This window comes from Alteribacter populi, assembly GCF_002352765.1.
GTDB lineage: Bacteria > Bacillota > Bacilli > Bacillales > Salisediminibacteriaceae > Alteribacter > Alteribacter populi.
Genome location: NZ_KZ293963.1, coordinates 3858841 through 3884528, shown reverse-complemented (window position 1 = coordinate 3884528; position 25688 = coordinate 3858841). Strand labels below are relative to the sequence as shown.

The following is a 25688-nucleotide window of genomic DNA, read 5'->3' as shown; positions in this document are numbered from 1 at the left end:
CTAACCACCAAACAATCCACTTACGAAGTTTTTACCTGAGTCTAATGCATTGGATACGGTATCTTTTGCTTTAGACACTGTATCTTTTGCTTTTGAGGCTACATCACTGACATACCCACCAGGGTCTGACATGAAGGCCCTCCCTTGTTCACCAACCCATTTCCCGGCTCTCTTTACACCATTAACAATTTGCGGACCATAGGTAACACCTAGTGCTATTAAACCAGTCACCGCAGCACCTGCTATTAGAGCTGGAGCAATTGCAGTGGCACCGGCAAATAAAGCTATCCCAGCACCTATACCAAGAACACCGCTACCAATGTTAATAGCTCCTCCGATCCTTTCATTTATTGGACCAGAACCAGTAAGTGCGTTGTATCCATCAGCTATTACATAACCATTTAATATACCGCCTGCAGCTCTTCCTATAGGAGAAGAGGCGACTCCTTTGATCACATTTCCTACCCTACTATTAGATACAGTTGACATTATATTTCTTGTCTTATCGTAAGAATTAGAAACAAAATTACCCACTGTAGTTGCCATAGACTGGAAACGAGAAGTTAAATTAGAGTCCGATAAAGTTTGAGCAATTCTGCTTGTGAAATTATGGGTAGTTTGGACAGCAGTATTAAAGCCGCTTATTACACCATCAACTTTTCTAGATACATCATCCAGTATAGACATCCCTAAATAACCTGGTGCACTTTTCATGGTATTTTTTACTGAAGTAACAATATTTGAAGTTGCTCTAACTTCATTAGCAAAATTCTTAGTAACTCCGCTTATCCAATTACCCGAAGAGTTTATTACTCTACCTATACCTTGTAGCCCTTTATCTATATGATTCATCGTACCAGCTGCAACATTAGCAATATTGTTATACATACTAGTTGTAATGTTCTTCGCTTGAGAAGACATCCAACTAACTGGATTGATCGCTTTGGACATTGTCAACGAATGTCGTGCTTCATTGACATACCTTACATCTTGATATACTTTAAATCCTTTTTGATAATATCGAGTTACGTATGCATTAGTAGAACTAATATGTTTCATATGTTGGTAGGAACTCTGATAAGGTGTTCCAGTTAACCAATCTCTTGCTACTAAGTCTTTCCCTGTTCTAAATCGATGTACATGGCCCACTTCTGAATGTAAAGACGATAGGTATCCAGCCGCCCTTAAACTATCTTCATATGCTATTTGCTGCTTTTCATCATCAAAAAGCTCAATGTTTGACAAAACAGCTCGCCTAGCCCCTGGAGTTCCGATGGGACTATTCGTTTTAGAGACAGACTGAAAGACCTCATCAGTATTAACCAAAAATTCAAATACTTCCTTAGGACCGCCACTGGCTCCTTCTCCCTCACCATTTTCTCCTGTCGGATCACCATTGCCACCGGTTGGATCGCCGCTTTCCCCATTAGGATTGCTACTTCTTCCCGTTGGATCGCTATTTCTTCCTGTTGGATCATCGCTTTCCCCATTAGGGTCACCGCCACCTCCGGTTGGATCGACGCCTCCTCTGGTTGGATCACCACTTCCTCCAGTAGGATCGCCGCCTCCTCCGGTCGGATCACCACTTCCTCCAGTAGGATCGCCGCCTCCTCCGGTCGGATCACCGCTTCCTCCAGTAGGGTCGCCACTTCCTTCGGTTGGATCACCGCTTCCTCCAGTAGGGTCGCCACTTCCTCCGGTTGGATCACCGCTTCCTCCATCAGGACTGCCACCTTCTCCGCCTGGAGTACCTGGCCGGTTAATTCCTGAGTCTGATGAGCCGCCAGAGCCAGGTTTAAAGTTTGATGCCCTGTCACTGCGGTCATCAGCGTTTCTTACACCCGGGCGCGGGCTTTTTCGCTCTTCTTCTTCGTCTTCTTCACTCTCAGCTGCCGCTACTGGCTCCATGATGATCGTTAAGCTCATAGCGAAAGGCTGAAGAAGGATGAACAATGCGAGCGTTAAAGCAATTTTTCGAATATGTTTCGTTTTCATTTTTTCCCTCCCTTCTTTACCTGAGTTATTTATCCTCTAATAAAGTCCAGAAGGTTAATAGCTACTGGCCCGAGGATGAAAATGGCTAAGGCCGGGAATGCAAGTAAGACAAGCGGAAAGAAAAGTTTCAAAGAAGCTTGTTCACCAAGTTGTTGCGCTTTCTTTTTTCTCGCTTCCCATACTTCTGCGGCCTGTTGTCTCAGTACAGCCGTCACACCTGAGCTTCCTCGTTCTATCGTTTGAGTGACTGCAGATATAAAGCGGCTAACTTCATCGACCTGGCAACGAATGGACATATTTTCTAATGCCTGCATTTGTGATACACCCATTCCTACCTGTTTAATGACGCGTTCAAGTTCTTGTGGGAGTTCTCCCTCTTTTGTTTCTGAAACTTCTCGAATAGAAGAAAATAAATTCATTCCAGCATCACACAAAATCGATATTGAATTTAAGACATAGGGAAGCTCTCTACGTATTTTTTCCTGTCTCGCTTTGACTCTTTGTTTCAGCCAGAAGTCTGGCAGGCTAAAACCGAGTACAGGAGCAATGAGAGCAAAGAAGAAAAGGAAATGATCACCGGCTGCACCTAAGAAAAGAAAATAAGCTGCAGCACCAAATCCACATAGCACCTTAAACGTTATAAAATGGTCAACACTCATCCTCTCTTCATATCCTGCTCTTTGAAGACGGTCAACGATCGCCTCTCTCTTTTCATGGCTTACTCGAATATTTAGAAGGGTCATGCCCGCTAATACGATTGGTGTAGAGGTTTCCAAAATTCCTTTTCGCTTGACGCGTTCTCCCTGTTTTGGAGCTAGCAGCCTTTTACGCATCATCATCGCTCTAAAAGACTTTGATGGAAACAAGAGAGCCACGATAAATATGAAAATGAAAAAAGCAATAATTAATTCCATGGTGGCATCCCCCTATAAATCAATATTTGTCACTTTTTTTCCGATAAAGTAGTTTGCTACAAGCAATACTGCTGCCAAAAACAGGAAGAAGGTTCCGAGAAATGAATCATACATTGGCTGCATATACGTCGGATTTGTAAGCATTAAGATCAGCACCATGACGACTGGGAAAATCGTTAATATTTTTGCTTCCATTCTTTTTTGGGAGGTTCCCAGCTGAATTTCCTGTTGAATGGTTATTTTATCTGAAATTCTTTCAGCTGTATTCCGGGTGACTTGTGTTAAATTTCCTCCCTTTGCACGGGTGATGAGAATTGCATCGACAAACTGGTCGACATCTTCTAATTGCATGTGTTCTTTAAATTGACGTAAGGCTTGATCTACAGACATCCCGAACTCGATATCGTGGTTTATTTTCACAAATTCTTCTAATACTGGTTTATCCTTTTGAGTAATTAGTTCTTTTCTCAAATCACTTTCGCACCGTTTTAGTGATACTTGGAGAGAGGATCCCGCTCTTAATGAATTCGATATCGAATTCATTGCGTCCCGAAATTGAGTTAAAAAGATTTTCTTTCTTTTTTCGATTGCTGACCTTCGTTTTATACGCGGATAAAAAAAGGCTAGTAGCGAGAACAATAGTGAAAACAAGAAACTTCTAAAAAATACGAGACCAATAAAAAATAAAGCTAAGCCTAAAAATACGGTAATTATCATTTCTGAAAAACTTAGTTCTCGTTTCTTATATTTAGTTGTACTAACCTCTTCTTTAGCTGAGATCCCTTGTTTTTTCCACTTTTTAACGATCCCTTTTTTTAACGGCAAGCGCCTTTTTGTAAGTAATGCAATGAGATCAACAAACGCGGTAAGAAGAATAAATGTCGCAGCTATAAAGCCGAACAGTGTCCAAGTACCGGTCATTGTAATCCCTCCATCAAAGAAATATTTCTTATTTTAGGGGGATGAAGACCTGCCGCCTCCCACTTTCCAGTCTGCATTATCTGATTTCCTGTAGCCTCCAATCGGCCAACAAGCTTCTCTTTTGTACTTTGATCAGCATTCATTTTCCAGTTAAATAAATCCACGGTTTCGATTTCCCCGTCTTTAAGGTTCCGTACTTCAGTAATTTGAAGCACTTTTCTCGATCCATCTCGTAATCTACCAAGATGGACGATTAGCTCTATTGCGGAAGAGATTTGCCTGCGAATAGCCGGAATAGGAAGTTCAAGGCCTGACATTAACACCATTGTTTCAAGTCGAGAGAGCATGTCCACTGCCGAGTTGGCGTGTCCGGTTGTTAAAGAGCCATCATGACCCGTGTTCATCGCCTGAAGCATATCCAGTGCTTCCCCGCCTCGTACCTCACCTACAACTATTCGATCAGGACGCATTCGAAGAGCCGTTCGGACAAGATCTCGCATTGGAATGTCACCTTTACCTTCAATATTAGCAGGACGAGTTTCCAATCGTACAAGGTTAGCGATTTGTGTCAGCTTTAATTCAGCTGAGTCCTCAACCGTTATGATTCGCTCTCCCCCAGGAATAAACATACTTAATGCGTTTAGAAAAGTTGTTTTACCAGAACCTGTACCGCCGGAAATAACAACATTGTACTTTGCATGAACAAGGTCATTTAAGAAATCCGCAATTTCTTTATCCAAAGCTCCAAATTCGATGAGCTTTTCCATTGGATACGGGTTTTCCGGGAATTTACGTATAGTAACGATGGGACCTTCTAACGATACAGGGCGTATGACAATATTTACACGCGATCCATCTGGTAGCCTTGCATCAACGATTGGGTCACTTTCATCTACTTTTCGGTTGATAGGAGATACAATTTTTTCGATAAGGTTCATCAGCTCGTCTTCAGAGCCAAACTTAAGTGGATCACCATCATCATCATAAGCTAATTGTAATTTCCCACTTTTTTCAATGAAGACCTGTTCAGTACCATTGATCATGATTTCTGTAATATTAGATTGTTTGACTAATGGATCGATAATGCCAAACCCTACCATTTGCTGGCGAATTTCTTCCCCAATAAAGCGTTTCTCTTCGTTAGTTAATAACAAGTCGCGAAATTGGGTTTCGGACTCTTTCTCTAGATAATGCCATATAGCTGAATTGAGGACTTGCTTCTGCAAGAGAAGCTGCTTGTTGCGGCTACTTTCTTTCATGTTGTGCTCGCGAACAGTCCTCTTTAATTCTTCAACTCGTTCATCTTGGTGGCTCATTCCCGAATAGGAATTGTTATCCTCTTCTTCTCCTGAATAAAGCTTTCTCTTTATTGCTTCCTCGATGCTCATTTACGCCCACCACCTTTTTTAAAGAACAACTTTTTCTTCTTTCCGAGTTCTTTATCCGTAAAAACAGGATCAATAAGGTGGGAGGCCTGACGATAATACTTGTTTAGCTTTAAATTCGGTTTTTCTGCAAGTAACACACCGCGGTTCGTATAGCCTTGAATTTGTTCATATTTATCCGGAATAACAACGGAAACATCCATCGAAAGGATCGATTCTAATTCATTTATCGGAAAACCAAGTGTGTCGTTATAATGATTAATTATTAAATGACGATTCTGTAATGGGCGGTTCAGTGTATCTACTAATTCAATAGTTGATAGTAACGATGAGCTAGCAGCAATATCTGTTGTGCTCACAAATAAAATATCTGTAGCTGCACTCATCAAGGAAACATTTTTCTCGGATAAATCGGAAGACGTGTCCAAAATGACGACATCATACCCTAGACTTTGAACAGATAATAACAGTTCATCTGTTTTTTCCAAATCCAAGCTTGTCATTTTCATTGCCGAAGCAGCTCCAAGTACATCGAGTTTTTTCCCTTGAAATTGCATCGTATAGATTGATTGTTGGAGGTACTGTATTAATTCAGACTCTTCTCTTGCTGGTTGTTCTAACACACCAATTGCTTCTGCCATCCCTCTGACACTTGTTGGTAAGCTCAGAGAGACAGAGACATTCCCGAATGTAGCGAAATCTACTAAAAGAACTTTCTTATCCTTTTTGGCTAACTGACAAGCAATATTGATCGCAATCGTCGTTTTTCCAACACCGCCCTTTGCCGAATAAACGAGAACAGTTTTCTTCTGGCCTTTTGTCTTTGTTTCAGGATGAGCCTGTGTATAAAGCCTTAAATTCTTCTTCGTTTCAAAAGTCAGCATTCTTTCAGTGATAATACGTACAGGTGTGTGCTGATAAACAAGCTCTGTAAAAGGCTCCATCAATGTAGGGATTTTCTTAAAAGGTTCCAGCTTGTCTGTTATTATCATAAGCTTAGCTAGGGATGTTTCTGAAAGTGCCTTTTGCTCTTCCTCTAGGTCTTGAAACATAGAGATATGTACAAAAGCAATTTCCGCATGTTCAGTAGCTAAAAATGCTTGTAATTCAACTAAACTATCAAACTTCTTATCATAATCAATGAATTCCAAGTGCTGAACGACATAGCTTTTCAAGGAGTGGGAAAAGGAATCATCAAGACCACAAGCTAATATCCTAATACGTTCTTGGGTTTGATCTTTTGAAGCAATCTCTGTACTCATGTCCATTCTCCTTCTCTGACGTTATTGATTGTTATTAATACGCTCTACCTCTTCTTGCTCCCCATTCCAAGGATTTAAAGCTAAATCAATAGCTCCATTCCGCTTAGCATGCGTTAAATTTATCGCTTCCTGAGGCGTTACAAGTAATGTTACGTGTTGTACTATTCCTTCTTTCCCTAAGTCCGATTCAATATTTAATTTCTCGACATTGAAAACTTCAATTTGCTGAAGGATGGTATCTGTATAAACAAATTCCGAACTAACTGGGTCAGTCCAGGTATAAATAACATCGACCCAATCGTTCGCTTTAAGCGAGTTATCTACCGCCGATTCAGGTTGTAACGCTACTGTTACCAGCCTTTTTTCTTTCGGAACAAAGGCTGATAAATCCAATTCCCCTGAAGCTTCCATATACATTTGACGATCTTCTGGAAAGACCATTGACCTCTCGTCTAATCTGACAATTTCACCTTGGTCAATTTCACGAAGCGCTATTCCACCTATAACTTCATCAGGAGACTGAATATTTTCTTGTGCTAATAACAGAGCAGCTTGCAGCTCGACTTCTATTTCCTCAATATGTTCAGCAGTTATTTCTCCTCTAACTGGAATATCTTTAGAGAATATAAAGACCGTAGTCGTATCTTTTAAACTATTTAAATATTGATAAGTAAAAAATGCGATCATTATAGCACTAAATAAAATTAAGATGATTCGCCAGCTAACCTTTCCAACCATTGATGATCCTCCTGCCCTGGTTCCTACGAAAATCTTCGTTAAGTTTTTTTGAATTCGATTGTTTGTTGTGCTTCATACTTTAGTACTTCTAAGTCAAATGCTTCATAATCTGACCTTAAATCAAAGTATAAAAGGCTCATAACTGCCGCTTGAAATGGGATAATTAAGATATGTGCGATCGCTGCAATAACGCCAGTAATATAAAAGGCACTCTCAGATACATAAAGAGCAACAATAATAGCAAAAAATGCCTGAGTACCTAAAAAAATAAAATACAAAAGGGCTACTTTAAAGAATGCCCCTTTAACTAATACACCACTTCTTTTTAAAGCAGAAAAAGCAGATTTTTTTTCCAGAGTAAGCACTTGCGGAAAAAGTAGAAAAAACACAAATACAATTAACCCCGGCAAAATAAACAATAAGCTCCCTCCAAGAAATAATATATAAAATAGGAAGCCTGTACCGAAAATAGGGAAAATTAAGCGGATAAACGGTTTTCTAGCTAAACGTCGCCTCTCTTTGTTCCCTTCACTTTCTGGAATCAGCAATAAAACAGTTATGTAAGCAAAAATAAAAAAGCCATATAAAATATTACCAAAGCTCATCACAACTGTAGCTGCAATATCAGTTGTATGTATTGATATAAAAAACGAGATAAAATGCAGTGCTATAAAATAGAGCAGTGTCAAAAGATAAAACAGTGGAGAATACCACCTAAATGTCATTGCTCCGGTCCTTACCCCTTCAGATAGCAATTCATTGGTTGGACGAGGTTGTAACGCTTGATCATTAATGACCATTTATAACCCCTCCGCCAGTTTTGTCTTAAGCTTTTTATACAAAAGATAGAACGTCATAGCTTCAAAAGGTAAAACAAAAGCGCCTGCTAGAGTTTCTCCCGCTGCTTCTCCTATTGCAGGAATCACCATATAAACCGTGACGCCTATAACAATAAACAATAGGTAATAAAAGCCAATCCAAACTAACGTCCGAAACCAGCCCTTCTTAACGATAGACGCACTACGTTTTAACGCACCAAAATTCTTCTTCTTTTCTTTAATAACAACAAAAGGATAGAGATAAAAGGCAATGGCCGCAATGAGTCCGGGGATAATAAGCATAAATAACCCAACGGTCGTAACAACAAAAAACAGAATAGAAGTAGTTAGTAAATTGGCAAAGTTCTCTTTTATTGTTTGTATACCAGCCCCGAGTTTGGCAAACCCTTTTTCCTGACTTTCATCTGCTCCTGCCACTAATGCAAATAAAAAACCGTTTAGTGCAAGAAATATCATCGAAGCAAATGTTAATATCCAAGCTTCAGTTAGCTCATTTGAAGTTCCATTAAGTAAACTGTTATACCCATATGTATAAATCGCATAAATGACCAAAAGAAGTGGAAACAAAACTGGGAGTATTATAATTACTCGCTTTAAATAGTTCGGTTGTTTACTTTCTTGTATTGCTGAATGATCTAGTCCTGCTTCTACCATGTTTTCTCCTCCGATTTTTGAAATGAGACCTTGTCACCTACATTGATTTGTGACGTAAAGCTACCTGAAGTCGCCTCTATCACATAACTTGAGTGATTTACTTTTTTAGTCACCCTCCAAGGCTTTAACCCAATGACCTTGTGAATTACTACACCCTTCTCACTTACAAAGAGAATATCGATCGGAAAGCGCATAAAAAAGGTGTGAACTTGACTGCAATTTTTAATAACCAACACTTTTCTATGAAACTCGCTCTTCCCCATCAAGCCCAACGTTCTAGAAAGTTTGGTATCGGCAATTTTGACCTCCAGGACTATTGTTTGACCTGTTTCATTATTGATCAGCATTATTGACCGCCTTTTTTAAGAGTTAAGCAGAAAGTATAAAAATCTACGTTTCCGTATCTAGCTCCAGGCGACATCGCCTCGTAGCAAATAACCCACCCGATTAGCACTTTTTATCGGACAGAACATTAGCATGTCGTCGGGTAAGAGCGCCTTGCGCTTTTCTTATATACAGAGGATAAGGATAGAACTTCATATCCCCTATTATGATTTACCATAGTCTAATCTTCATTGCTAATTTCAGCAAATCACGAACCAGGATATAAGAATTAGTCATAAAGGCCCCAATACACTTAATAAAACAACCACAATTTACAAAATCCCTTAGACAGTGATAAAAGTCTTACAACCAGGGTTTTCTGTTTTTACATCGGGAAAATCTAAAAATAGCTTAATAAACGGTTGAAATCAGTAATATAACGATTTAATGAGCCTTCCAAAAGAGATCGACACAAAAATTTCTTAGACCTTTAGTACAATAGGGGTGATTTAGTAACAAAATTCGACATCTTCAAGAGCTGAGGTCATAGGTATTTCGATCTTATTTAACATGGTAGGGATTTCACCCAACCCAAAATACCTACACGAATACTTACTCTAACTATTTCCAAATTGATTAAAAAACCATAAAAATCAATACGCCAATTCATTTATCTTCCATCACAAAACTTTTCTCTTAAAACTGTTTAATCAAAAAGTATAAACAGGACTTTAGACTCCTCCGATTTGTCGAATCTTTTCACAAAAAGTTCGGGGGACAGTCCCCCGAACAATTGTGGGATTTTATTTTGATGCATACGAAAAGCCCGTTCAAATGGGAACGGGCTTCTTTTTACATATTTACATTTTTGTTTAGCGTTAAAATTCGGATAAAGTCTTCGAGGAAGGCGTCGTTGTCTACGTCGACGGCTACGAGGTGCTCGGGTGCTGGTGGTAGTTCTGCTAGGCGGCGGATGTCTGGAAATGTGGTCCCTGCTGTTTCTGAATTCATTGATTCCACATAAACACGATAACTTTTATATTCAAAAAAGTGTGGATTGACGAGGGCGCTAGCTGCAACGACGTCATGTATGGGGGTACCTATTAATTCATCTTCTGTCGAGGCTTGATAAAAAGCATAGTAATATTCTAATAATGCTTCAAAGATCCCAAATCCATTTGTAAAGGCAATGTCATGGACGATTTCCATAGGAACTAATAGTTCATTTGTTACATTTAATGGAATCATCGTTATTTTCGGTACGAGAGAAATAACTAAATTCGCAGCGATCGGGTCTTCATAAACGTTTGCTTCAGCTAACGGAGTGATATTTCCAGGTACAAAAAAAGCTCCACTCATTGAGACAACTTCTTTAACACTCAATTTCATTAGCCTAGGATAAAAAACATACAGTGTTGCTAGTGACGTGAGTCTACCTGTCGTAAGTATTGTAAGTTCATTTTTATATCTTTTTATTACATCAATCACGTCAAAAAAATTTTCAAAAGGCTCAACATCTATCATTGCTGGGATATTCATTTTCCCCAGACCATATACACCGTGAATCTCAATGTGTTCAACGACTTCCTTTCCTGTAAAAGGACCATCTGCTCCTGAGAAAATCGGCACATGCTTCATGTCAAACAGTTCATGAAGATAGATGACATTTCGAATCGCATTTTCCCTCGTCGTGTTTCCGTAAGAGGCTACAATACCGACAATGTCAATTTCAGGGTGTATGTGAGCATATAAGAGGGCTACAGCATCATCAATGCCCGGATCACAAAAAATGAGGATTTTTTTAGTACTCCGTTTAGCCGAAGGCCTTTCTTTACAATTCACTTACATATCACCCTGAATTCTCGGTGATGCCGGATCGCAATCGGGCTGGTCCATACTCGCTGCTTGGGCTACTTTCATTAAGTAATAACATTCTTCTCTGGCCATATGGTCAGCCATTAAGGGAGAAAACGTACTAAGCAATTCATCATTTAATTCTAGCTCTTCAATCTCATGAAGGAATCCTTTAAATAATTCAATTTCAAGGCGAACATCTTTGTTCATCTTTTTTAACGCTGGAAAAGAGTCAATATTTGCCCGCAAGAATCCTTCCATCTCGACAGCTTTTATATAAAAGTCTTCAAATTTACCGACAAACTTATCTCCTTTTTCCTGCATCTGTTTTTCTGTCATGTCCAAGCTTCCTGTGATCGCAGATGCGTGACCAGCTGCATCTAACAGCCAAACGAGGTGGTGATGAAGCTCATGAAAGATAGGGGGTGTTTCACCCTTTGCCAAGTAAGTCATAACCAATTGATACTCTTCAAGTTCGTTCACCATATGATTGATAAACGTCGGTGGAAGGTTAATTCTGATTTCTCCTTCTAAATGTCGTCTAATTATCGAAAGCTTGTATTCGCGAAACTGGTCTGTTAGCCGCTCTGCTTGTTTTGTAAATGCCCGGTAATCTGTCGTTGTTTCTAGCCTTTCTAAAAGATCGTCATAGCGTTCCTTAAACTCTTTAGCAATTCCAATATCGTTCTCCTCACTTATAGGCAATGAATCGATTATAAACCTTGCGTGGTCTCCCATTACTTGAAGCCAAAACGTATGTTCAAAATGAGCCGATTGTTCGTACATAATCGACACTCCCCCTTGTATATGATACCTTCCCACCTTACTCTATTCACTAGACAAGAGAGATATGAAGAAAAAACCTCATTTTTACAATTTTAGGAAATAAGGGCTATTCAAACGATGTGCCTTCGATGTTTTCAATGAGGTACAAATGGACTGTTTCGACTCTCTCTTCAGAACCGAAAGCTTCCGTTGTTCCCCATGTGTCACCGTCTGTCTCATTTATGTGAATATCTAAGTCATGAAAAATCCGATGTATAAACCGTAGAGCTTCACGATCACCTGATTCTTCGGCAGCCTCCACGAGTTCACCTGCTGTGACAATATCCTGGTGAGTAAGAGATGGAGCAAATCCTTGTTGTTCTAAAAAACGTAGATCATCTTTGAATTTCTTCCATTGTTCACCGACGATCAATAGTTCCATATTGATACTTTCAATTTGTCCCCAACCCGTGAGTTGATTTAAGTATTCGTGAACATTTGCTAATGTTGTCTTCGTCTTTTCTTCCATGCCTTCCTGATAATCTACGGCGACCGCTTGAGCTGCTTGACTATCTTCCTTTTCAGAAAGCAATTCCTCTTTAGCTGACTGCTCCTGTTCCTCTGCACTCATATCCTTATCTTCTTCTGAATTTCCGCTTTCTTCAGCCATCTCATTTTCTGTCTCTTCAGCTATCGCGTCTTGATCTTGATCGGAATTGAAAGTCATCAATGCAATAAAAGCGCAAAAGCCTAAGAAGCACAAACCCCAAATGCCGTGTTTTTTAATAAACTCTACCACTGTAATATTCCTCCTTAAGTAAAATTACCGTGATGTGCTATTTTTTTTGCGTGTTTAAAATGAGACAACAATACCGAGAATTTTCTCGGAAATCTTGAACATCCTCTTATACAGTTCTTTTTAACTCAAGACGTATCCTTCATAGAAAAATAAGAGAGATTGTCGAAGTAGATCGTGGACAAGCGCTTCATCGATAAATCACGATGAGGTGCTAGGCTCGATACTCTTCGTAGCTTGACTAGCAAAGGAAATGAGATATGATTATTTTCAAGACAATAATTAAACACTGAAAAAACTGCCAACATATGTTGACAGTTTTAATTGCTAATTAATAGCCACATGCGCCGTATCCAACACCACGAACTCGACCACCGAAGTCACAGGCACATCCTACAATTACAAGCAAAATAAATAATACGAGAATAGTAGAAGCACCGGCACCGAAAGTTGAATGACTCATTTAATTCCCTCCTTTTAGTGGATTCTCTACACAATATGATGGAAAGTTAAGTGAGGGGCAGGCCTTTGCAATGGTTTACAAAAAAATAGACAAACATCTGCTCGGGCAACAATGATCGGTGGAAGATTAAAGAGGCTTAGCATGTAGCAACAGAAAGTATGGATTTTCTTTTTGCTTTTTTAACATCCTTCATAGGAAGATTACGTTCTCTATAAAGGAAAGAAGATGATAAACTATTAACAGATTCACTCGATTTAATATTTTGTTTCAGAATGGTGGTTATTTTCGTGATTAAGTACACTCTTTGTTATCTCGAACAAAATGAAAAGTTACTCATGCTCAACAGGCAGTCTACGCCGCTTATGGGCCTGTGGCATGGTGTTGGAGGAAAAATTGAATATAATGAAACGCCTGACAATTCGGTACGAAGAGAAATCCTCGAAGAAACAGGGTTAGTCGTACCAGACGTCCAATTCAGAGGAAAAGTAACCTGGACCATTGATAACCTCTTATCAGGTGGCATGTATCTTTTTTACAGCAACATTTCAACTACATCCGCTTTGGAAACACCTCTCCAAATGCAGGAAGGAATCCTCGATTGGAAAGAAATAGACTGGGTCCTCGACCCTGAAAACCAGGGAGTTCCACCACACACAAGATACTTCCTCCCAACGCTATTGGCAAAAGGACTGCCCTATCACCATCACATAAGCTTTCATAATCAACAAATCACCAACTATGAACGAAACTTACTTAACAATACGTCTGTGAAAAAAGGTCAGCTAGTTACTCAATCTAATTTATGAGATGGAGGTTTACTCGCTATGAAAATACTAATTGCACCTGATTCATTTAAAGGGTCCTTATCAAGTGTCATAGCTGCAAATACAATTGAAAAAGCCATTATAGAGGCGCTACCTTCCGCCGATACTTCTACTTTCCCGATGGCAGATGGGGGAGAAGGAACAGTCGACGCGATCCTTCTGAGTACAAGTGGCCAGCGAATAGTGCGGATGGTAAGAGACCCCCTTGATCGTCCTATTGAAGCTGGCTTCGGCTGGTTACCAGATGAAAAAACAGCCATCATTGAAACTGCTGCCGCTTCAGGATTACCACTTCTCACGACCCATGAGCAAAACCCCTTACATGCAACTACATATGGAACCGGTCAATTGCTGAAAGAAGCTCTCGACTTAGGTGCTGAAACTATTATTTTAGGTCTTGGAGGAAGTGCTACTGTGGATGCTGGTGTCGGCTTGTTTCAAGCATTGGGACTAAACGTGTTTGACGAAAACGATGTACTTATCGATAGAGTAGGGGGATCTCTTCAACAAATTCACCGTATCGATACTTCTGCATTAGACCCTCGTTTGCAAAGGGTCAATGTCATTGTTGCTTCTGATGTCACCAATCCATTGCTCGGACCGAATGGTGCAATTTCTATATTCGGACCGCAAAAAGGTGTCACACCAGACATGATTTCTCCTTTAGAATCGGGCATGGATCACTTTTCTTCTGTCGTTATCCAACATACAAACCGAAATGAAATCAACACGCCTGGGAGCGGAGCCGCGGGCGGGATTGGATTTCTACTTCATTCATTACTAAACGTCACGTTTCGTCCCGGACTAGACCTTGTTGTTGAATTGACTGGCTTAAAAAAACTCCTTCCCGCTATGGATTTGATTATTACCGGAGAAGGGAAAGTGGATGGTCAGTCATTATTTGGAAAAGTTCCTGTTGGTTTAGGAAAATTAGCGAAAGAATACGGCATTCCCGTGGTGGCTTTTGCAGGCTCCATTGGTGAAGGGATTGAACAGCTGGAACGAGAAGGGGTGTCGGTCGTCCACCCGATCGTCACAGGTCCGATGCCATTAGAGCAAGCCATGGCAAACGGTGAAGATTTATTATTTGATGCGACGGTCCGACTAATAAAGACGATACAACTTTAGACACCTCCACCAAGATAGGAGTTCGCAATAACATCCCTTTCCTTTGCTCATAAACAAGCTATAGACGTAATACCTTTAAGCATAGCTACCTTTTATCGTATCTGGGAGGGGAATAGATGAAAAAAGTGGTGGCGTTATTTAGTATCCTACTCTTCTTTTTAATAGCCTGCGGAAAAACAGAATGGGAGTCATTTCAACCTTTTGCTGCGGGGATCAATGCCGATCACGTAGGTAAAATCATTGAGATCAACACAGATAATCGACGGATTCTTATTGAAGAAGCTCTCCCGCTCCAAGCGTCTGAAGAGCCCTCCCTTATCTGGTACACCATTAACGAAGGTACTAATATTATTGACGAAAAAGGAGAATTAGTCCCTTTTGACGCCTTTCAAGAAGGTGATCTTGTAGGCGCTTGGCACACTGGAGCGCTGCTGTATTCCTATCCGCCCCAAGCCGTTGCCGACAAAATTATGCGCATGCCCCTTCACAGATAATAAAGATAGTCCTTCAATCAATAATAGACAGACCTGCCACGGTGGAGAAGCAGGTCTGTTATAATTCAAAAGTCCTCTAAATGAAGTAATTCCTCATATTTCTTTTCTCGTCTTTCTTCCAATCGTTGTTTTTTATTATACAGTTTCTGAAGTTGATCCAAATCTTTTTCATTTCCCAGGTGATTTTCGAGGTTTTCAAGCTCAGTTTCCAGGACTTGAATTTCACCTTCGAGACGAGAACAACTTATACCAGGGTTTACAACACCGCGCTGCTTTTGCTTAAATGGTGCCTGTTCCACTTGTACATGTTCTTCCGCGTAACGCTCTGCTTTTTTCTGTTTCGCCCAATGATAGGACCCAGGGAAAAACGACAGTGTCCCCTCTTCGATCCAATATGTTTTATCAAAAAGTTTATTTAAGAAATAACGGTCATGAGAAACAGCTAAAATGGTTCCGGAAAAACGTTCTAACACATCTTCCAACACTTCACGAGAGTCAATATCGAGATGGTTCGTCGGTTCGTCCAAAATCAGAAGGTTAATCTCTTGATGCATAAATTGTGCGAGTCGCAGCCGCATGCGTTCACCGCCGCTTAGATTTTTAACAGAACGAAAAACATCCGCTCCATAAAACATAAATCTCGCCAGCTCATGTCTTGCTTGCCCTTCTGTTATCCTTGCTTGTTCTCTAAACACGTCAAGAATTGTTTTGTTGCTGTCTTGCACAGGTTCTTGCTGTGAGAGGTACCCGATTTTTACATTAGATCCTAAGTAAATCTCGCCTCCATCCGGCATGATTTCTTCTGTTACAAGCTTTAACAACGTTGATTTTCCTGCCCCATTTTTACCGACAATGGCGGTTCGATCCTGATAACGCAAGTGCAAAGAAGCATTGGCCATGATTTTTGTTTGCTGAAAGGATTTAGATACTCCTACCATTCTCAACACATCTTTTCCACTACGATCGCCATGATCGAGCTGAAGTCCCATTTTCTTTCCTTCCAAAACAGGCTTTTTTCTTATTTCCATCCGTTCCAAAGCCCTCTCCATGTTTCGTGCTCGTTTATGGAGCCCTTCATTTGGAGGGTTAGCCTGATTTGCCCATTCCCGAAGTCGCTTGATCGCTTCTTTCATTTTTTTGACCTTTTTCTGTTGCTCTTGATATTGCTGGAATTCTTTAAGGAGCACTTTTTCTTTTGCGATAGAAAAAGCTGAATAGTTTCCTTCGTAGCAATGACATTCTCCTGCTTCTAAATCAAGAACTTTGGTAGCGACTTCATCTAAAAAGAACCGGTCATGCGAAACGATGAGCACACTTCCTTCATATTCCTGGATGAACCGTTCCAACCACTCACACGAATCTAAATCTAAGTGATTCGTCGGTTCATCTAATAGGAGTAAATCCGGTTTTGTTAGCAAAAGCACACCAAGAGCCACTTTTGTTTTCTCACCGCCACTCAAAGATATAAAAGGTGAATCGAGAAAAGGATAAACACCCAGCCCTTTCGCAACACCGTCAACATGAGAATCGATTTCATAACCACCAAACCGCTCATATTGCTCTTGTAATTTACCATACTCCTCAAGCTGTTGCTTGCTAACCGTAGTGCTTATCATCAAATCTTCAAATGCTCGCATTTTTTCTGCTATGTGAAGCGTTTGAGAAAAAGCCCCCAACAGAACATCTCTTACTGACTTATTATCCTCTACAGAGGGAATTTGACTTAAATAACCCACTTTGCTCCCTTTTTTTATGTGGACTTCACCATTATCAGCCTTTTCTTCCCCTGCGATTATTTTTAATATCGTTGTTTTTCCTGATCCATTTCGTCCTACTAGAGCAACTTTTTCACCGTACTTGAGTGTACAAGATATACCACTTAAAATTTCTGAACCTATATATGTTTTCTTGATTACATGAAGTTGACAAATCACCATGCTTTGTACTCCTTTCTCAACATAAAAAACCACAGGTAAAGTTTCCTTTTTACCCGTGGTTTTTCGCACTCCAATTAAATGATCTCAATTTTGTGCGGTTATTTTACTTGGGTGAAAGATTTTACCGTTCATTTACGCTATACAGTTCTTCTAAAAAAGGACACACTTGTCCCGTTGAAGACTGCAACACCAAAAATTGCACGACAAAGATATAAAAACGTACGTAATTGCACATGCATTTTCAGAGAACGGTTCATTCTTCCACACCTCCTTACATTTGTTGAGTAGAGTTCAACTATCATTATAAAGAATTCATTAACACAAATCAAACATTGCTACTTTTCTAAAAATAAAAGATAACATTTCGACTACCTAAATATTTTTAGATAATTTAGTTAAGTACGAAAACCTTTTAAAACTTTCGAAATCGTAAAAAAATTGTTATTGTTTAATAATAAAGACCTAGTTATATAGAGAGGATGAAACAAAAATGAAATTATTTTCTAAGATGCTTCTTTTAGGCACGCTATCTGGGGCGCTTGTTGCTTGCGGCAGTACCGAAGAGGAGAACGATACGACTGGTGGAGGTACAGACGATAATACTGAAGAATCAGTAGTTGAAACGACGGAAGAGGACGACGCTTCATGTGATGAAAGCAGTGTTGCTGAAAGTGAGATTACCCTTATTGGTGCTGCTGATGACCAGGTCGTCTATACTGTTAACGGGCAAGAGACGACGCTTGACGCAGAACTTCATAAAACAGAATTTGGAGCTACCATCAAACTTCTCGAAGGAATGGAGATTGAGCATATAGAACCTAACTCTTCGACAGCACAAGTCATCGTGGAAAATGAAGATCATGAGCTTTTTGGTCTGACACTGATGATTGAAAAATCGACCATCAAAGACTCTGCTGGTGAACCTATGGCTCGTGATATTGATATGGATCGTGAAATCCAAATGGAACAGCGTATGTTTGAGAACCGGGGCCATGTCGAATCTTTTCACCCTTATATAATGCAAAGTGGAGCTGAGTTTGACTTCTATTTTAAATACGAAGGGGACGCAAGCAATCCAGGGAGCTGGTCTGAAGAAATTCGCGGAAACCTTTATGGTGCATACGATTTCGTGAAAATGACACCAACTGGGAAGGATACTGTTTCAATCATGTTCCCTGAAGAGACAGCAGATGAAGAGTACGAAGCAAAAGCCGTAGCTATCGCAAATACGTTCGTTGCTCCTAAAATAGAAGAAGAGGTTGAAGAGGAGAATGAAACTGAAGAATAATCGTTTTTGAGCTCCTGAAATCGGGAGCTTTTTTTGATGAGCCTGAACTGAGCCGATCAGATACGTTCGGAGCCCTCCTCCTCACCTTTGTGTGAGGGGTTGCGCAGTTCTCCCAACTTCACGCGACTTTGTTTTTTCTATTCTAGCAGTACCGAATATAACCTATTTACCAGAAAATTTACATAATATTAGAGAAACTACGGTTCAATTATGGAAGGAAAAGCTCGATGGAAGTCGAATATTAAGGGGCAGATGGTTTCATTCTCTAATTTTCGGAAAAAATGAAAGGTAATTCGATTTTTATTTGTACTAAAGAAGGAGGTGGAGAGCCTTATGACAAAGCAACAAGCATTCATTTTTTTCAGAGCCGTCGTGGTCGCGGTCGTTCTTTTCGGTACGATTTGGCTATTCGGTCATCTGCTTAGACTTACATACCCTTTCTTAATTGCCGCTTTTCTCGTTTGGCCTCTGTTACCTCTTATCAAATTATTAAAGACGAAAACGAGATTCCCAAATGGTTTAGCTGTCCTCACTGCCTTACTTATCGGAATGACGACGATTGCAGGGATCTTCACGGGACTGACGTTTCTTGCGATATATGGAGTTCAGCAGTTTACAAAACACGCCCCTCAATGGTTCGAGACGGCCGCTGCTCATATTCAAGATTTCTTTAATCAGTCCATTCTTCCTATCTGGCAACAAGTGATTGGGATAGCAGCTTCTCTTACACCTGAACAACAACAAACCCTACAAGAAGGGATTACTGGTTTAGGTACACAAGCCGGAGAGATTCTCGGTCAACTAGGGCAAGCACTAGCGGATGGATTAAGACAGCTTCTTATCGCCGTTCCATCTTGGATTATCATCATTCTCTTTATCGTCCTTTCCGTTTATTTTATCGGAAAGGATTGGGGAAAAATGAAAACCTACGTGCATGATATGTTTTCTGCACCAGTTCTTAAAAAAGTTCGTTTGTTTGGAAAAGCATTCCGAGTTCGTGTGTTTGGGTTTGTTCGTGCTCAACTTATCTTAATGGGTCTTACAAGCGTTATTGTTTTAGTCGGGCTGTCCATCATCCGCGTCGATCAAGCACTCACGTTAGCGATTGTTGTTGGGGTTGCAGAAATCCTTCCTTATTTGGGTTCCGGAACAATCCTCATTCCATGGGCAATCTATTTATTTATTACAGGTGACTTTACGTTAGGGATCGGTGTTGCTATTGTCTATGGAGTCACCCTCGTTGCCCGCCAGTCACTTGAGCCGAAAATACTTTCGTCAAGTATGAACCTCCACCCACTGTCAGTACTCATCTCATTATTTGCTGGGTTACAAGTTTTTGGGGCAGTCGGGCTTTTCCTTGGGCCTTTCTTCCTCGTCATCATTGTCATTTTAAAAGACATTGGCGTTATTGAAGACATAAAGCAGTTCATTGTCGAAGGCTTTAGTGACACCAAAACTCAAAAGCGAAACATCTAATCTATGCAAAAAGCGAGAAGACTCTTTAAATGCTTCTCGCTTTTTCTTCATATTGTTTTAATAAATGTCGATATTCTTTTGCCAGCTCTTTCCTTACTTCTTTAGGTTCTAACACTTCAGCACTTAAGCCATACGAGCGAATCCAGCGCAAAAATTCACCTTTACTTTTTACCGTCGTCCGCATTAATAGTGACCCGTCTTTCTGGGGCATCCGTTCTGTGTCTACATGATAATCGTCTTCTAGGACGTAACGGGCGGCTTCAGCATCAAAGCGCACGAGGAACGTCGTCTCTGTGTCATCGGAAATAATTGACCACCGTTGTGATAAATAATCATCAATTTTAAACTGCTTCGGAATTTTAAACCTGTTTTCCGTCACTTCTACAGAGTGAAAACGACTTAAGCGAAATACACGGACTACACCTCTTAAATGACAGTGCGCAATTACATATAAATGACCTTCCCGAGGTACAAGGTAATAGGGGTCCAGTTTTCGCTCGGTCTTTTTGTCACGGTGAATCGAATAATAGCTTACCTTAAGGGTTCTGTTTTCAGCAATGGCTGGTAATAGAGTGGGCATTACGTTAAATTGAGACGGATCTTTCGGACGCGCGTGCAAACGAATCCTTTCCCCTAGCCCTGCACCTGCTCCAGAAAGTTCATCCCCTATTTGAACGTGACTCATCACTTTTTCCAGCCCTTTACGATAGGCATGATGGAAAGGATGCTCTCCTGATGTGATCCCTTCTGAAAGCATAGGGTATAATGTTAATGCCATCCATTCTTCGGACGTAAGACGACCTCCAGTGCGAACCGGTTTTTCAATCAGCTTGTAGCCTTTATGAGCTTCGTTATTAAAATAAAAGCCTAGCTCTTCAAGCTGTCTCATATCTCGGTAAATGCTACGGGTCGATGTCTGACAGTGATCCGCCAGCTCTTTTGCCGTTGCTGTCTCGTGATTAGATAAATACTGCAAAATATAAAATAACCTCTCCACACGTGCTAATCCTTTAGGGCGACTCATTCAAAATACCTCCAACATTTCCATTCTTCTTCCTGCTTTCATTTTACTAGAGAAAGTTCAAAAAACAAGAAAAGCAAAAGTATTTCTGCGTGTAACGTACAAATAGCAGCAATCTTTTTTAAAAGAGCCTTTATTAAAACACACCGGATAAGGCACTACCTGATCCGGTGTTGTGTTGTTACCAGTCCGAACTTTCGAGCTTCCAAATCGCCTGACCGCTCATAAACGGATCTTCAAAAATAAATTCAAAGAAGTCCGCTTCTTCCACGTCGAATGAAATTTCTCCTGCCATCGTTCTTCCTGCTCCGACCTCTCCATCTAAGCTTCCTTTCGTATCAACGAAAATATCCATTTCTTGAGAATAACCATCCGGATCCACGAGATCCATTTGCATCATAGTAGAAATATTAGCCCCTTCATCTGTCGTATTCTCAATGCTTACGTCTAAAATGAAGAAAAAGTCGTTTTCAGGTGTTTCCCAATCTCCGTCCCCTTCATATTTACGCACTTCATTTACAGTTACGTGGAGACCGTTAAAATTTACTGCATCGCCAACCCCAAGATCGTCCTCATCGACGGCTTCCTCTTCTTCATTCGCAGCGGAATCATCCGGCCCTTCTTCTTCGTTCGTATCATCGGATTCAGTCGCTTCCTCTTCTTCTCCGGTCGCTGCATCAGCCGTTGTCTCTTCTTCTACAGGCTCCACAGATGATTCTCCACATGCTACTAACCCAATCGCTAAAACCAATCCAACCATTAACCCTAATCCTTTTTTCATTGTTCTTTCCCCTTTCGAATTGCGTGATGTTTGTTTAACTACATTTACTACTATAACGATGAGAATGACAAAGTCTGTCAGCGAATATACGTTTGGGGAATTTTTTTTATGAAGGTAGCTGTCCGCTAAAGAAGTTAACGCTGAGTTGTTGTTTTTGGTGAGCGAAGGTGGCGACTCCAACGGGCACCGAAAGCGAATCACAATACCAACAACGGGCTTTAACAGAGCCTATAAAAAAAGAAGGCGTTACGCCCCCCTTTCTTATTAAATCTCCTTTATACAAACATTGGTGATCCTTCTATCTGTTAAATATGACGGCCATTTAACAGGTAATCGATGCCACGACTTTCCTTGATCACGAGATCTGTACACCCCTTTATTATTCACCGCATAAAACACACCAGGCTCTCCTTTATGCGTATGCAAATGAAAAACAGTCGACCCTTCCGCTTTTGGCAAGCCATCTTGTACAGGCTTCCATGGCGCTGATCCTACTTTACGAAATAGTCGTGTTTCTGCTCTTTCAGGTGTATAAGCCGAGCGAGGTCCTTGTGCCCCAGCTGCAACTACGATATTAGCATCCCCTGGATCTGCTGCTACGTGTACCAAATACGTAAAGTCTCCTAATCCTTCGTTATCTGTATTCCACGTGCGACCTTGATCTTTACTTATCGCAAAGCCGCCACCCGCCGCTTCATAAATCCTTTCTTTATCTATAGGATGCAAAATGACATTATGACAATCAAACTGCGACTGATCTTTTCGATCTTCAAATGACACACCCTTATCTGTAGACCGCATCACACCACCAAGCTCAATACCGGCTAATAAAAACTCAGGATCATGATAACCTGTCGCAATATCTCTTACATGGTGCGTATAAGGTCTTGGCGGAAAACTCCATGTCGATTTCGACGGAAGATCTAAGAGTGCGGGTAAAGATGTCCACGTTCGTCCTCCATCTATAGACCGGTAAAGCTCACTCGGCTCCGTTCCTGCATACAGCGTTCCAAACTTTCCTCCTGGTTTTGACGGACTCACATGAAGAGCCATAACACGACTGTGCAGATCATCTTTGCCAATTCGTTTAAACGTTTCTCCTCCATCCACGGAGCGGTGTAGTCCATGGTCAAACGTCCCAGCATAAATGGCACCACTGTATGGATCAACCGTAAGTGACTGAATATCTCCTTCGTTCAGTTCCAACTCTCGAAGTTGCCAGTCATTTTCTTCTCCTGAAATATGGATGATAGTCGACAATGAAGCAATGAAAAGATTCATCAAACTCTCTCCTTCTCCAATTTAGTCTTCAATATTTTCTCATATCAAAGGGTATTCAAAAAATGATTTTAAACGACTGCTAAATCCAAAAACAAAAACGATCCTTCATCCTGTCGTTGATGAAGAGATCGTTTCTTATGCTTCGTATGAAGTTGGTTCCATTTCCCTTGTTTCGTCTTTGTCTTTCTTACATGTGTACTAAAATGAGGCAGATTTCCACGCGATCGCGTCACATCATGGATGCCATTTCTCTCCCGATGATCACGATATTTTTTTGCCCGGCTCTTTGCCATTGTCACCACCCCTAACTGGTAAATACAGGATAACCCTATCCTACCATAAAATAAAGGAGGATAGAAGGGTCCAATTTTATTACTTTCTCGATTTCGTCAGTCCCGAGCTACTCAGAAAGAAGCCCACACTTCATTTGCAATGCGGGCTGCTCTCTTGCTAATCTTCTTTCGTCTTGCGATCGCGATACGACAAATCGTCACTCACGCTGACACCAGCCTCTTTTGTTTTTAGGTCTTGCTCATGTACGCCATCGCCTTTATTCTTTGCTTTTTCCATCGCTTCTGTATCGGATAACTCCTGCAAATACTCGTAAACAGCTTCTGCTTGCTCTTCAGTCAACTCATCAATCATGGTGCGCACAATCTCTTTTGTTTCAGCCATGGACAAACAACTCCTTTTTATAAAGTCACCTTGCTACCACCGCTATTCCCACATTGTAGACAAGTTAATCATGAAAATAGGAGCGAAATCGAATACATGCATGCCTAAAAAATCATAAAAAAAGTACCTCCGCAGTCCAAATGCACGCCAGAGGTACTTCGTCATTTATTTAACTAGCTTTTTTCCTTTTCACTTTCGTTTCCGATCGTTCAAGTTTCTCCATTTCTTTCAGTTCTTGATTGAACGATTTTATAATCCCGTAACAAATGACTAAAACGACAAAGGTTAGTGGTAAGGCGCTGACAATGATCGCAGTTTGCAGCCCGGCTAGGCCCCCGGAATACATGAGGACAGCTGTTGAGGAAGCTAAAATGATTCCCCACGTAACCTTCACTCGGTTAGAAGGATTGAGTTTTCCTCCCGTCGTTTGCATACCTAGTACAAATGTTGCCGAGTCAGCGGACGTCACAAAGAACGTTGTAATCAAAGCGACTGTCACAACCGATAGCAGTCCACCGAATGGCAGCTGCTGATAAACAAAGAACAGTGCCGTTTCTAACCCTTGACCTGAGACTTCAAGTCCTTGAGTAAGTTCCAAGTGGATTCCTGTTCCCCCAAAAATCGTAAACCAAATCGCACAAACGAGTGATGGCACTAACAAAACAGCAACCGTGAATTCACGAACGGTTCGCCCTTTCGATACACGGGCGATAAACATCCCGACAAACGGCGTCCATGAAACCCACCATGCCCAGTAAAAGATCGTCCAGCCTTGTGTCCAAGCCGCCTCACCTTCATCAAAAGGGGAAAGTCGAAGCCCCATGTTAGTAAGGTTTGTCACATAGCTTCCAAGCGTTGTTGTAAACATATTCAGTAGAAATAACGTTGGACCGACAATAAGCATGACAACAAATAAAATACCAGCAAGGGACATATTTATATTACTCAAATACTTAATCCCTTTTGAAATTCCTGTGTTTGCTGAGATGATGAAAAGTACCGTGATGATTCCCATAATAAGCATCTGCACACCGAAGTTATTAGGAATCCCAATTAAATATTCAAGACCTGCATTGATCTGTTGTGCCCCGAGTCCTAGAGATGCACAAACACCAAATAAAGTAGCAAATACTGCAACAACATCGATTGCTTGTCCAATAGGCCCTTTCACCTTTTCACCAAGCACAGGATAGAGTGTAGCACTCATTAAACCTGGCGCGTCTTTCTTAAATTTTTGATAAGCTAGGGCTAAAGCTACCATGGCATAGATCGCCCATGCGTGTAGTCCCCAATGGAGCCACGTATACCGTAACCCTATAATGGCTGATTCTTCACTACCCCCACTTCCCATTGGCGGAGCGGAAAAGTGAGAAATAGGTTCAGATACCCCGTAAAAAAGGAGACCAATCCCCATTCCAGCAGAAAACAACATGGCAAACCATGTAGGACGACTGTATTCAGGTTTATCCTCGGCTTTCCCGAGCTTAATTTTTCCGTACTTACTAAAAATCATATAGATCGCGAATACGAGAAAGAAAGTTGCTACTAACTGATAAAACCATCCAAAAGTTTCAAGCGTAAATGATTGTGCATACTCCATAGCCACCCCTAGCTGCTCGGGTATCAAAACCCCAATCAATACGAAAACAACAGCAATAGCTACAGAGATTTTAAAAATGGACCTGTCACCTTTTCCAAAAATAATATACACTTCCTTCATAGAATTGTTCGAGTTCGGCGTTTTTCTCTCGAGTACGGACTTTTTCTACCGAGGTCGGGCTCTTCTTCCAACTTCGCACTCTATTTCCTGCAAAAGTTCGAATTTTGAAGAGACTTTATCATTAAACCACGCCAGCATAAAAAAAGAAAAACG

The 25688-nt window shown here is 40.8% G+C and carries 26 protein-coding genes; 5 read left to right on the top strand and 21 right to left on the bottom strand.

All coding sequences use genetic code 11. The features are described 5' to 3' along the window. The 13 genes from CDZ94_RS17885 to yjcZ form a co-directional block, all read right to left on the bottom strand. On the bottom strand, positions 1–1995 hold the full coding sequence (locus CDZ94_RS17885; protein WP_096439406.1) for a phage tail tape measure family protein: 1995 nt from the start codon (positions 1993–1995) through the stop codon (positions 1–3). 29 nt (positions 1996–2024) lie between these two features. After that, complete coding sequence (locus tag CDZ94_RS17880) at positions 2025–2909, bottom strand: type II secretion system F family protein (RefSeq protein ID WP_096439404.1); 885 nt, start codon at positions 2907–2909, stop codon at positions 2025–2027. Between the two features lie 12 nt (positions 2910–2921). Then, positions 2922–3830 (bottom strand): type II secretion system F family protein, encoded by a 909-nt coding sequence (locus CDZ94_RS17875; RefSeq protein ID WP_096439401.1) that lies wholly within the window; start codon positions 3828–3830, stop codon positions 2922–2924. Further along, complete coding sequence (locus CDZ94_RS17870) at positions 3827–5218, bottom strand: TadA family conjugal transfer-associated ATPase (RefSeq protein ID WP_096439399.1); 1392 nt, start codon at positions 5216–5218, stop codon at positions 3827–3829. Before CDZ94_RS17870 ends, CDZ94_RS17875 begins: the two co-directional genes overlap by 4 nt. After that, positions 5215–6477: a CpaE/TadZ family protein gene (locus CDZ94_RS17865; protein ID WP_157812041.1), complete on the bottom strand. Its 1263-nt coding sequence runs from the start codon at positions 6475–6477 to the stop codon at positions 5215–5217. Before CDZ94_RS17865 ends, CDZ94_RS17870 begins: the two co-directional genes overlap by 4 nt. Before the next feature lie 21 nt (positions 6478–6498). Next, complete coding sequence (gene cpaB / locus CDZ94_RS17860; protein WP_096439395.1) at positions 6499–7215, bottom strand: Flp pilus assembly protein CpaB; 717 nt, start codon at positions 7213–7215, stop codon at positions 6499–6501. A gap of 38 nt (positions 7216–7253) precedes the next feature. Beyond that, entirely contained in the window at positions 7254–8015 is a 762-nt protein-coding gene (locus tag CDZ94_RS17855) for a hypothetical protein (RefSeq protein ID WP_096439393.1), read from the bottom strand. Then, on the bottom strand, positions 8016–8708 hold the full coding sequence (locus CDZ94_RS17850; RefSeq protein WP_096439391.1) for a hypothetical protein: 693 nt from the start codon (positions 8706–8708) through the stop codon (positions 8016–8018). Next, a complete protein-coding gene (locus CDZ94_RS17845) occupies positions 8702–9055 on the bottom strand; it encodes a DUF192 domain-containing protein (RefSeq protein ID WP_096439389.1) in 354 nt (117 codons plus the stop codon). The genes CDZ94_RS17850 and CDZ94_RS17845 overlap by 7 nt, the downstream gene beginning before the upstream one ends. A gap of 829 nt (positions 9056–9884) precedes the next feature. Then, complete coding sequence (locus tag CDZ94_RS17840; RefSeq protein WP_096439387.1) at positions 9885–10874, bottom strand: nucleoside hydrolase; 990 nt, start codon at positions 10872–10874, stop codon at positions 9885–9887. After that, on the bottom strand, positions 10875–11672 hold the full coding sequence (locus CDZ94_RS17835) for a DUF2935 domain-containing protein (RefSeq protein ID WP_096439385.1): 798 nt from the start codon (positions 11670–11672) through the stop codon (positions 10875–10877). It abuts the gene before it with no gap. Positions 11673–11778: 106 nt separating this feature from the next. Then, on the bottom strand, positions 11779–12450 hold the full coding sequence (locus CDZ94_RS17830) for a hypothetical protein (RefSeq protein WP_096439383.1): 672 nt from the start codon (positions 12448–12450) through the stop codon (positions 11779–11781). Between the two features lie 328 nt (positions 12451–12778). After that, the gene (gene yjcZ / locus CDZ94_RS17825) at positions 12779–12910 is read right to left on the bottom strand and encodes a sporulation protein YjcZ (RefSeq protein ID WP_096439381.1); all 132 of its coding nucleotides are present in this window, start codon (positions 12908–12910) and stop codon (positions 12779–12781) included. Positions 12911–13197: 287 nt separating this feature from the next. Here yjcZ and CDZ94_RS17820 point away from each other — a divergent pair, with 287 nt between their 5' ends. The 3 genes from CDZ94_RS17820 to CDZ94_RS17810 all read left to right on the top strand — a co-directional run bounded on the left by CDZ94_RS17820 (position 13198) and on the right by CDZ94_RS17810 (position 15356). After that, the gene (locus CDZ94_RS17820; RefSeq protein WP_157812042.1) at positions 13198–13716 is read left to right on the top strand and encodes an NUDIX hydrolase; all 519 of its coding nucleotides are present in this window, start codon (positions 13198–13200) and stop codon (positions 13714–13716) included. 18 nt (positions 13717–13734) lie between these two features. After that, positions 13735–14862 carry a glycerate kinase gene (locus CDZ94_RS17815; RefSeq protein WP_096439377.1) on the top strand — a complete coding sequence of 376 codons (1128 nt, stop codon included), beginning with the start codon at positions 13735–13737 and terminating at the stop codon, positions 14860–14862. A gap of 116 nt (positions 14863–14978) precedes the next feature. After that, positions 14979–15356 carry a hypothetical protein gene (locus CDZ94_RS17810; RefSeq protein ID WP_096439375.1) on the top strand — a complete coding sequence of 126 codons (378 nt, stop codon included), beginning with the start codon at positions 14979–14981 and terminating at the stop codon, positions 15354–15356. 65 nt (positions 15357–15421) lie between these two features. Here the strand turns inward: CDZ94_RS17810 and abc-f are convergent, their stop codons facing one another. Next, entirely contained in the window at positions 15422–17293 is a 1872-nt protein-coding gene (gene abc-f, locus CDZ94_RS17805) for a ribosomal protection-like ABC-F family protein (RefSeq protein WP_096439373.1), read from the bottom strand. Between the two features lie 137 nt (positions 17294–17430). Then, positions 17431–17532 carry an RAxF-45 family protein gene (locus CDZ94_RS21890; protein ID WP_280951887.1) on the bottom strand — a complete coding sequence of 34 codons (102 nt, stop codon included), beginning with the start codon at positions 17530–17532 and terminating at the stop codon, positions 17431–17433. Positions 17533–17783: 251 nt separating this feature from the next. On the opposite strand from CDZ94_RS21890, the gene CDZ94_RS17800 reads away from it, so the two are divergent. Both CDZ94_RS17800 and ytvI read left to right on the top strand, forming a co-directional pair. Continuing rightward, a complete protein-coding gene (locus CDZ94_RS17800; protein WP_096439371.1) occupies positions 17784–18581 on the top strand; it encodes a hypothetical protein in 798 nt (265 codons plus the stop codon). Positions 18582–18914: 333 nt separating this feature from the next. Beyond that, entirely contained in the window at positions 18915–20057 is a 1143-nt protein-coding gene (gene ytvI, locus CDZ94_RS17795) for a sporulation integral membrane protein YtvI (RefSeq protein ID WP_096439369.1), read from the top strand. A gap of 25 nt (positions 20058–20082) precedes the next feature. Here the strand turns inward: ytvI and CDZ94_RS17790 are convergent, their stop codons facing one another. From CDZ94_RS17790 to CDZ94_RS17765, 6 genes are all read right to left on the bottom strand, one after another. Beyond that, complete coding sequence (locus CDZ94_RS17790; protein WP_096439367.1) at positions 20083–21081, bottom strand: helix-turn-helix transcriptional regulator; 999 nt, start codon at positions 21079–21081, stop codon at positions 20083–20085. Positions 21082–21259: 178 nt separating this feature from the next. After that, positions 21260–21859, bottom strand: coding sequence for a DUF4352 domain-containing protein (locus tag CDZ94_RS17785; RefSeq protein ID WP_096439365.1), 600 nt, complete (start codon positions 21857–21859; stop codon positions 21260–21262). A 264-nt stretch (positions 21860–22123) separates the two neighbouring features. Further along, positions 22124–23140, bottom strand: coding sequence for a WD40/YVTN/BNR-like repeat-containing protein (locus CDZ94_RS17780; protein WP_096439363.1), 1017 nt, complete (start codon positions 23138–23140; stop codon positions 22124–22126). Between the two features lie 68 nt (positions 23141–23208). Further along, complete coding sequence (locus tag CDZ94_RS17775) at positions 23209–23433, bottom strand: hypothetical protein (RefSeq protein WP_096439361.1); 225 nt, start codon at positions 23431–23433, stop codon at positions 23209–23211. Positions 23434–23590: 157 nt separating this feature from the next. After that, a complete protein-coding gene (locus CDZ94_RS17770; protein WP_096439359.1) occupies positions 23591–23815 on the bottom strand; it encodes a hypothetical protein in 225 nt (74 codons plus the stop codon). Between the two features lie 169 nt (positions 23816–23984). Then, on the bottom strand, positions 23985–25535 hold the full coding sequence (locus CDZ94_RS17765; RefSeq protein WP_096439357.1) for a glycine betaine uptake BCCT transporter: 1551 nt from the start codon (positions 25533–25535) through the stop codon (positions 23985–23987). Between the last annotated feature and the right edge of the window lie 153 nt (positions 25536–25688).

Coding starts and splice junctions, on each gene's coding strand:
- CDZ94_RS17885 (WP_096439406.1), bottom strand. CDS start 1,995: ATGAAAACGAAACATATTCGAAAAATTGCTTTAACGCTCGCATTGTTC.
- CDZ94_RS17880 (WP_096439404.1), bottom strand. CDS start 2,909: ATGGAATTAATTATTGCTTTTTTCATTTTCATATTTATCGTGGCTCTC.
- CDZ94_RS17875 (WP_096439401.1), bottom strand. CDS start 3,830: ATGACCGGTACTTGGACACTGTTCGGCTTTATAGCTGCGACATTTATT.
- CDZ94_RS17870 (WP_096439399.1), bottom strand. CDS start 5,218: ATGAGCATCGAGGAAGCAATAAAGAGAAAGCTTTATTCAGGAGAAGAA.
- CDZ94_RS17865 (WP_157812041.1), bottom strand. CDS start 6,477: ATGAGTACAGAGATTGCTTCAAAAGATCAAACCCAAGAACGTATTAGG.
- cpaB (WP_096439395.1), bottom strand. CDS start 7,215: ATGGTTGGAAAGGTTAGCTGGCGAATCATCTTAATTTTATTTAGTGCT.
- CDZ94_RS17855 (WP_096439393.1), bottom strand. CDS start 8,015: ATGGTCATTAATGATCAAGCGTTACAACCTCGTCCAACCAATGAATTG.
- CDZ94_RS17850 (WP_096439391.1), bottom strand. CDS start 8,708: ATGGTAGAAGCAGGACTAGATCATTCAGCAATACAAGAAAGTAAACAA.
- CDZ94_RS17845 (WP_096439389.1), bottom strand. CDS start 9,055: ATGCTGATCAATAATGAAACAGGTCAAACAATAGTCCTGGAGGTCAAA.
- CDZ94_RS17835 (WP_096439385.1), bottom strand. CDS start 11,672: ATGTACGAACAATCGGCTCATTTTGAACATACGTTTTGGCTTCAAGTA.
- yjcZ (WP_096439381.1), bottom strand. CDS start 12,910: ATGAGTCATTCAACTTTCGGTGCCGGTGCTTCTACTATTCTCGTATTA.
- CDZ94_RS17815 (WP_096439377.1), top strand. CDS start 13,735: ATGAAAATACTAATTGCACCTGATTCATTTAAAGGGTCCTTATCAAGT.
- CDZ94_RS17810 (WP_096439375.1), top strand. CDS start 14,979: ATGAAAAAAGTGGTGGCGTTATTTAGTATCCTACTCTTCTTTTTAATA.
- abc-f (WP_096439373.1), bottom strand. CDS start 17,293: ATGGTGATTTGTCAACTTCATGTAATCAAGAAAACATATATAGGTTCA.
- CDZ94_RS21890 (WP_280951887.1), bottom strand. CDS start 17,532: ATGCATGTGCAATTACGTACGTTTTTATATCTTTGTCGTGCAATTTTT.
- CDZ94_RS17800 (WP_096439371.1), top strand. CDS start 17,784: ATGAAATTATTTTCTAAGATGCTTCTTTTAGGCACGCTATCTGGGGCG.
- ytvI (WP_096439369.1), top strand. CDS start 18,915: ATGACAAAGCAACAAGCATTCATTTTTTTCAGAGCCGTCGTGGTCGCG.
- CDZ94_RS17790 (WP_096439367.1), bottom strand. CDS start 21,081: ATGAGTCGCCCTAAAGGATTAGCACGTGTGGAGAGGTTATTTTATATT.
- CDZ94_RS17785 (WP_096439365.1), bottom strand. CDS start 21,859: ATGAAAAAAGGATTAGGGTTAATGGTTGGATTGGTTTTAGCGATTGGG.
- CDZ94_RS17780 (WP_096439363.1), bottom strand. CDS start 23,140: ATGAATCTTTTCATTGCTTCATTGTCGACTATCATCCATATTTCAGGA.
- CDZ94_RS17775 (WP_096439361.1), bottom strand. CDS start 23,433: ATGGCAAAGAGCCGGGCAAAAAAATATCGTGATCATCGGGAGAGAAAT.
- CDZ94_RS17770 (WP_096439359.1), bottom strand. CDS start 23,815: ATGGCTGAAACAAAAGAGATTGTGCGCACCATGATTGATGAGTTGACT.
- CDZ94_RS17765 (WP_096439357.1), bottom strand. CDS start 25,535: ATGAAGGAAGTGTATATTATTTTTGGAAAAGGTGACAGGTCCATTTTT.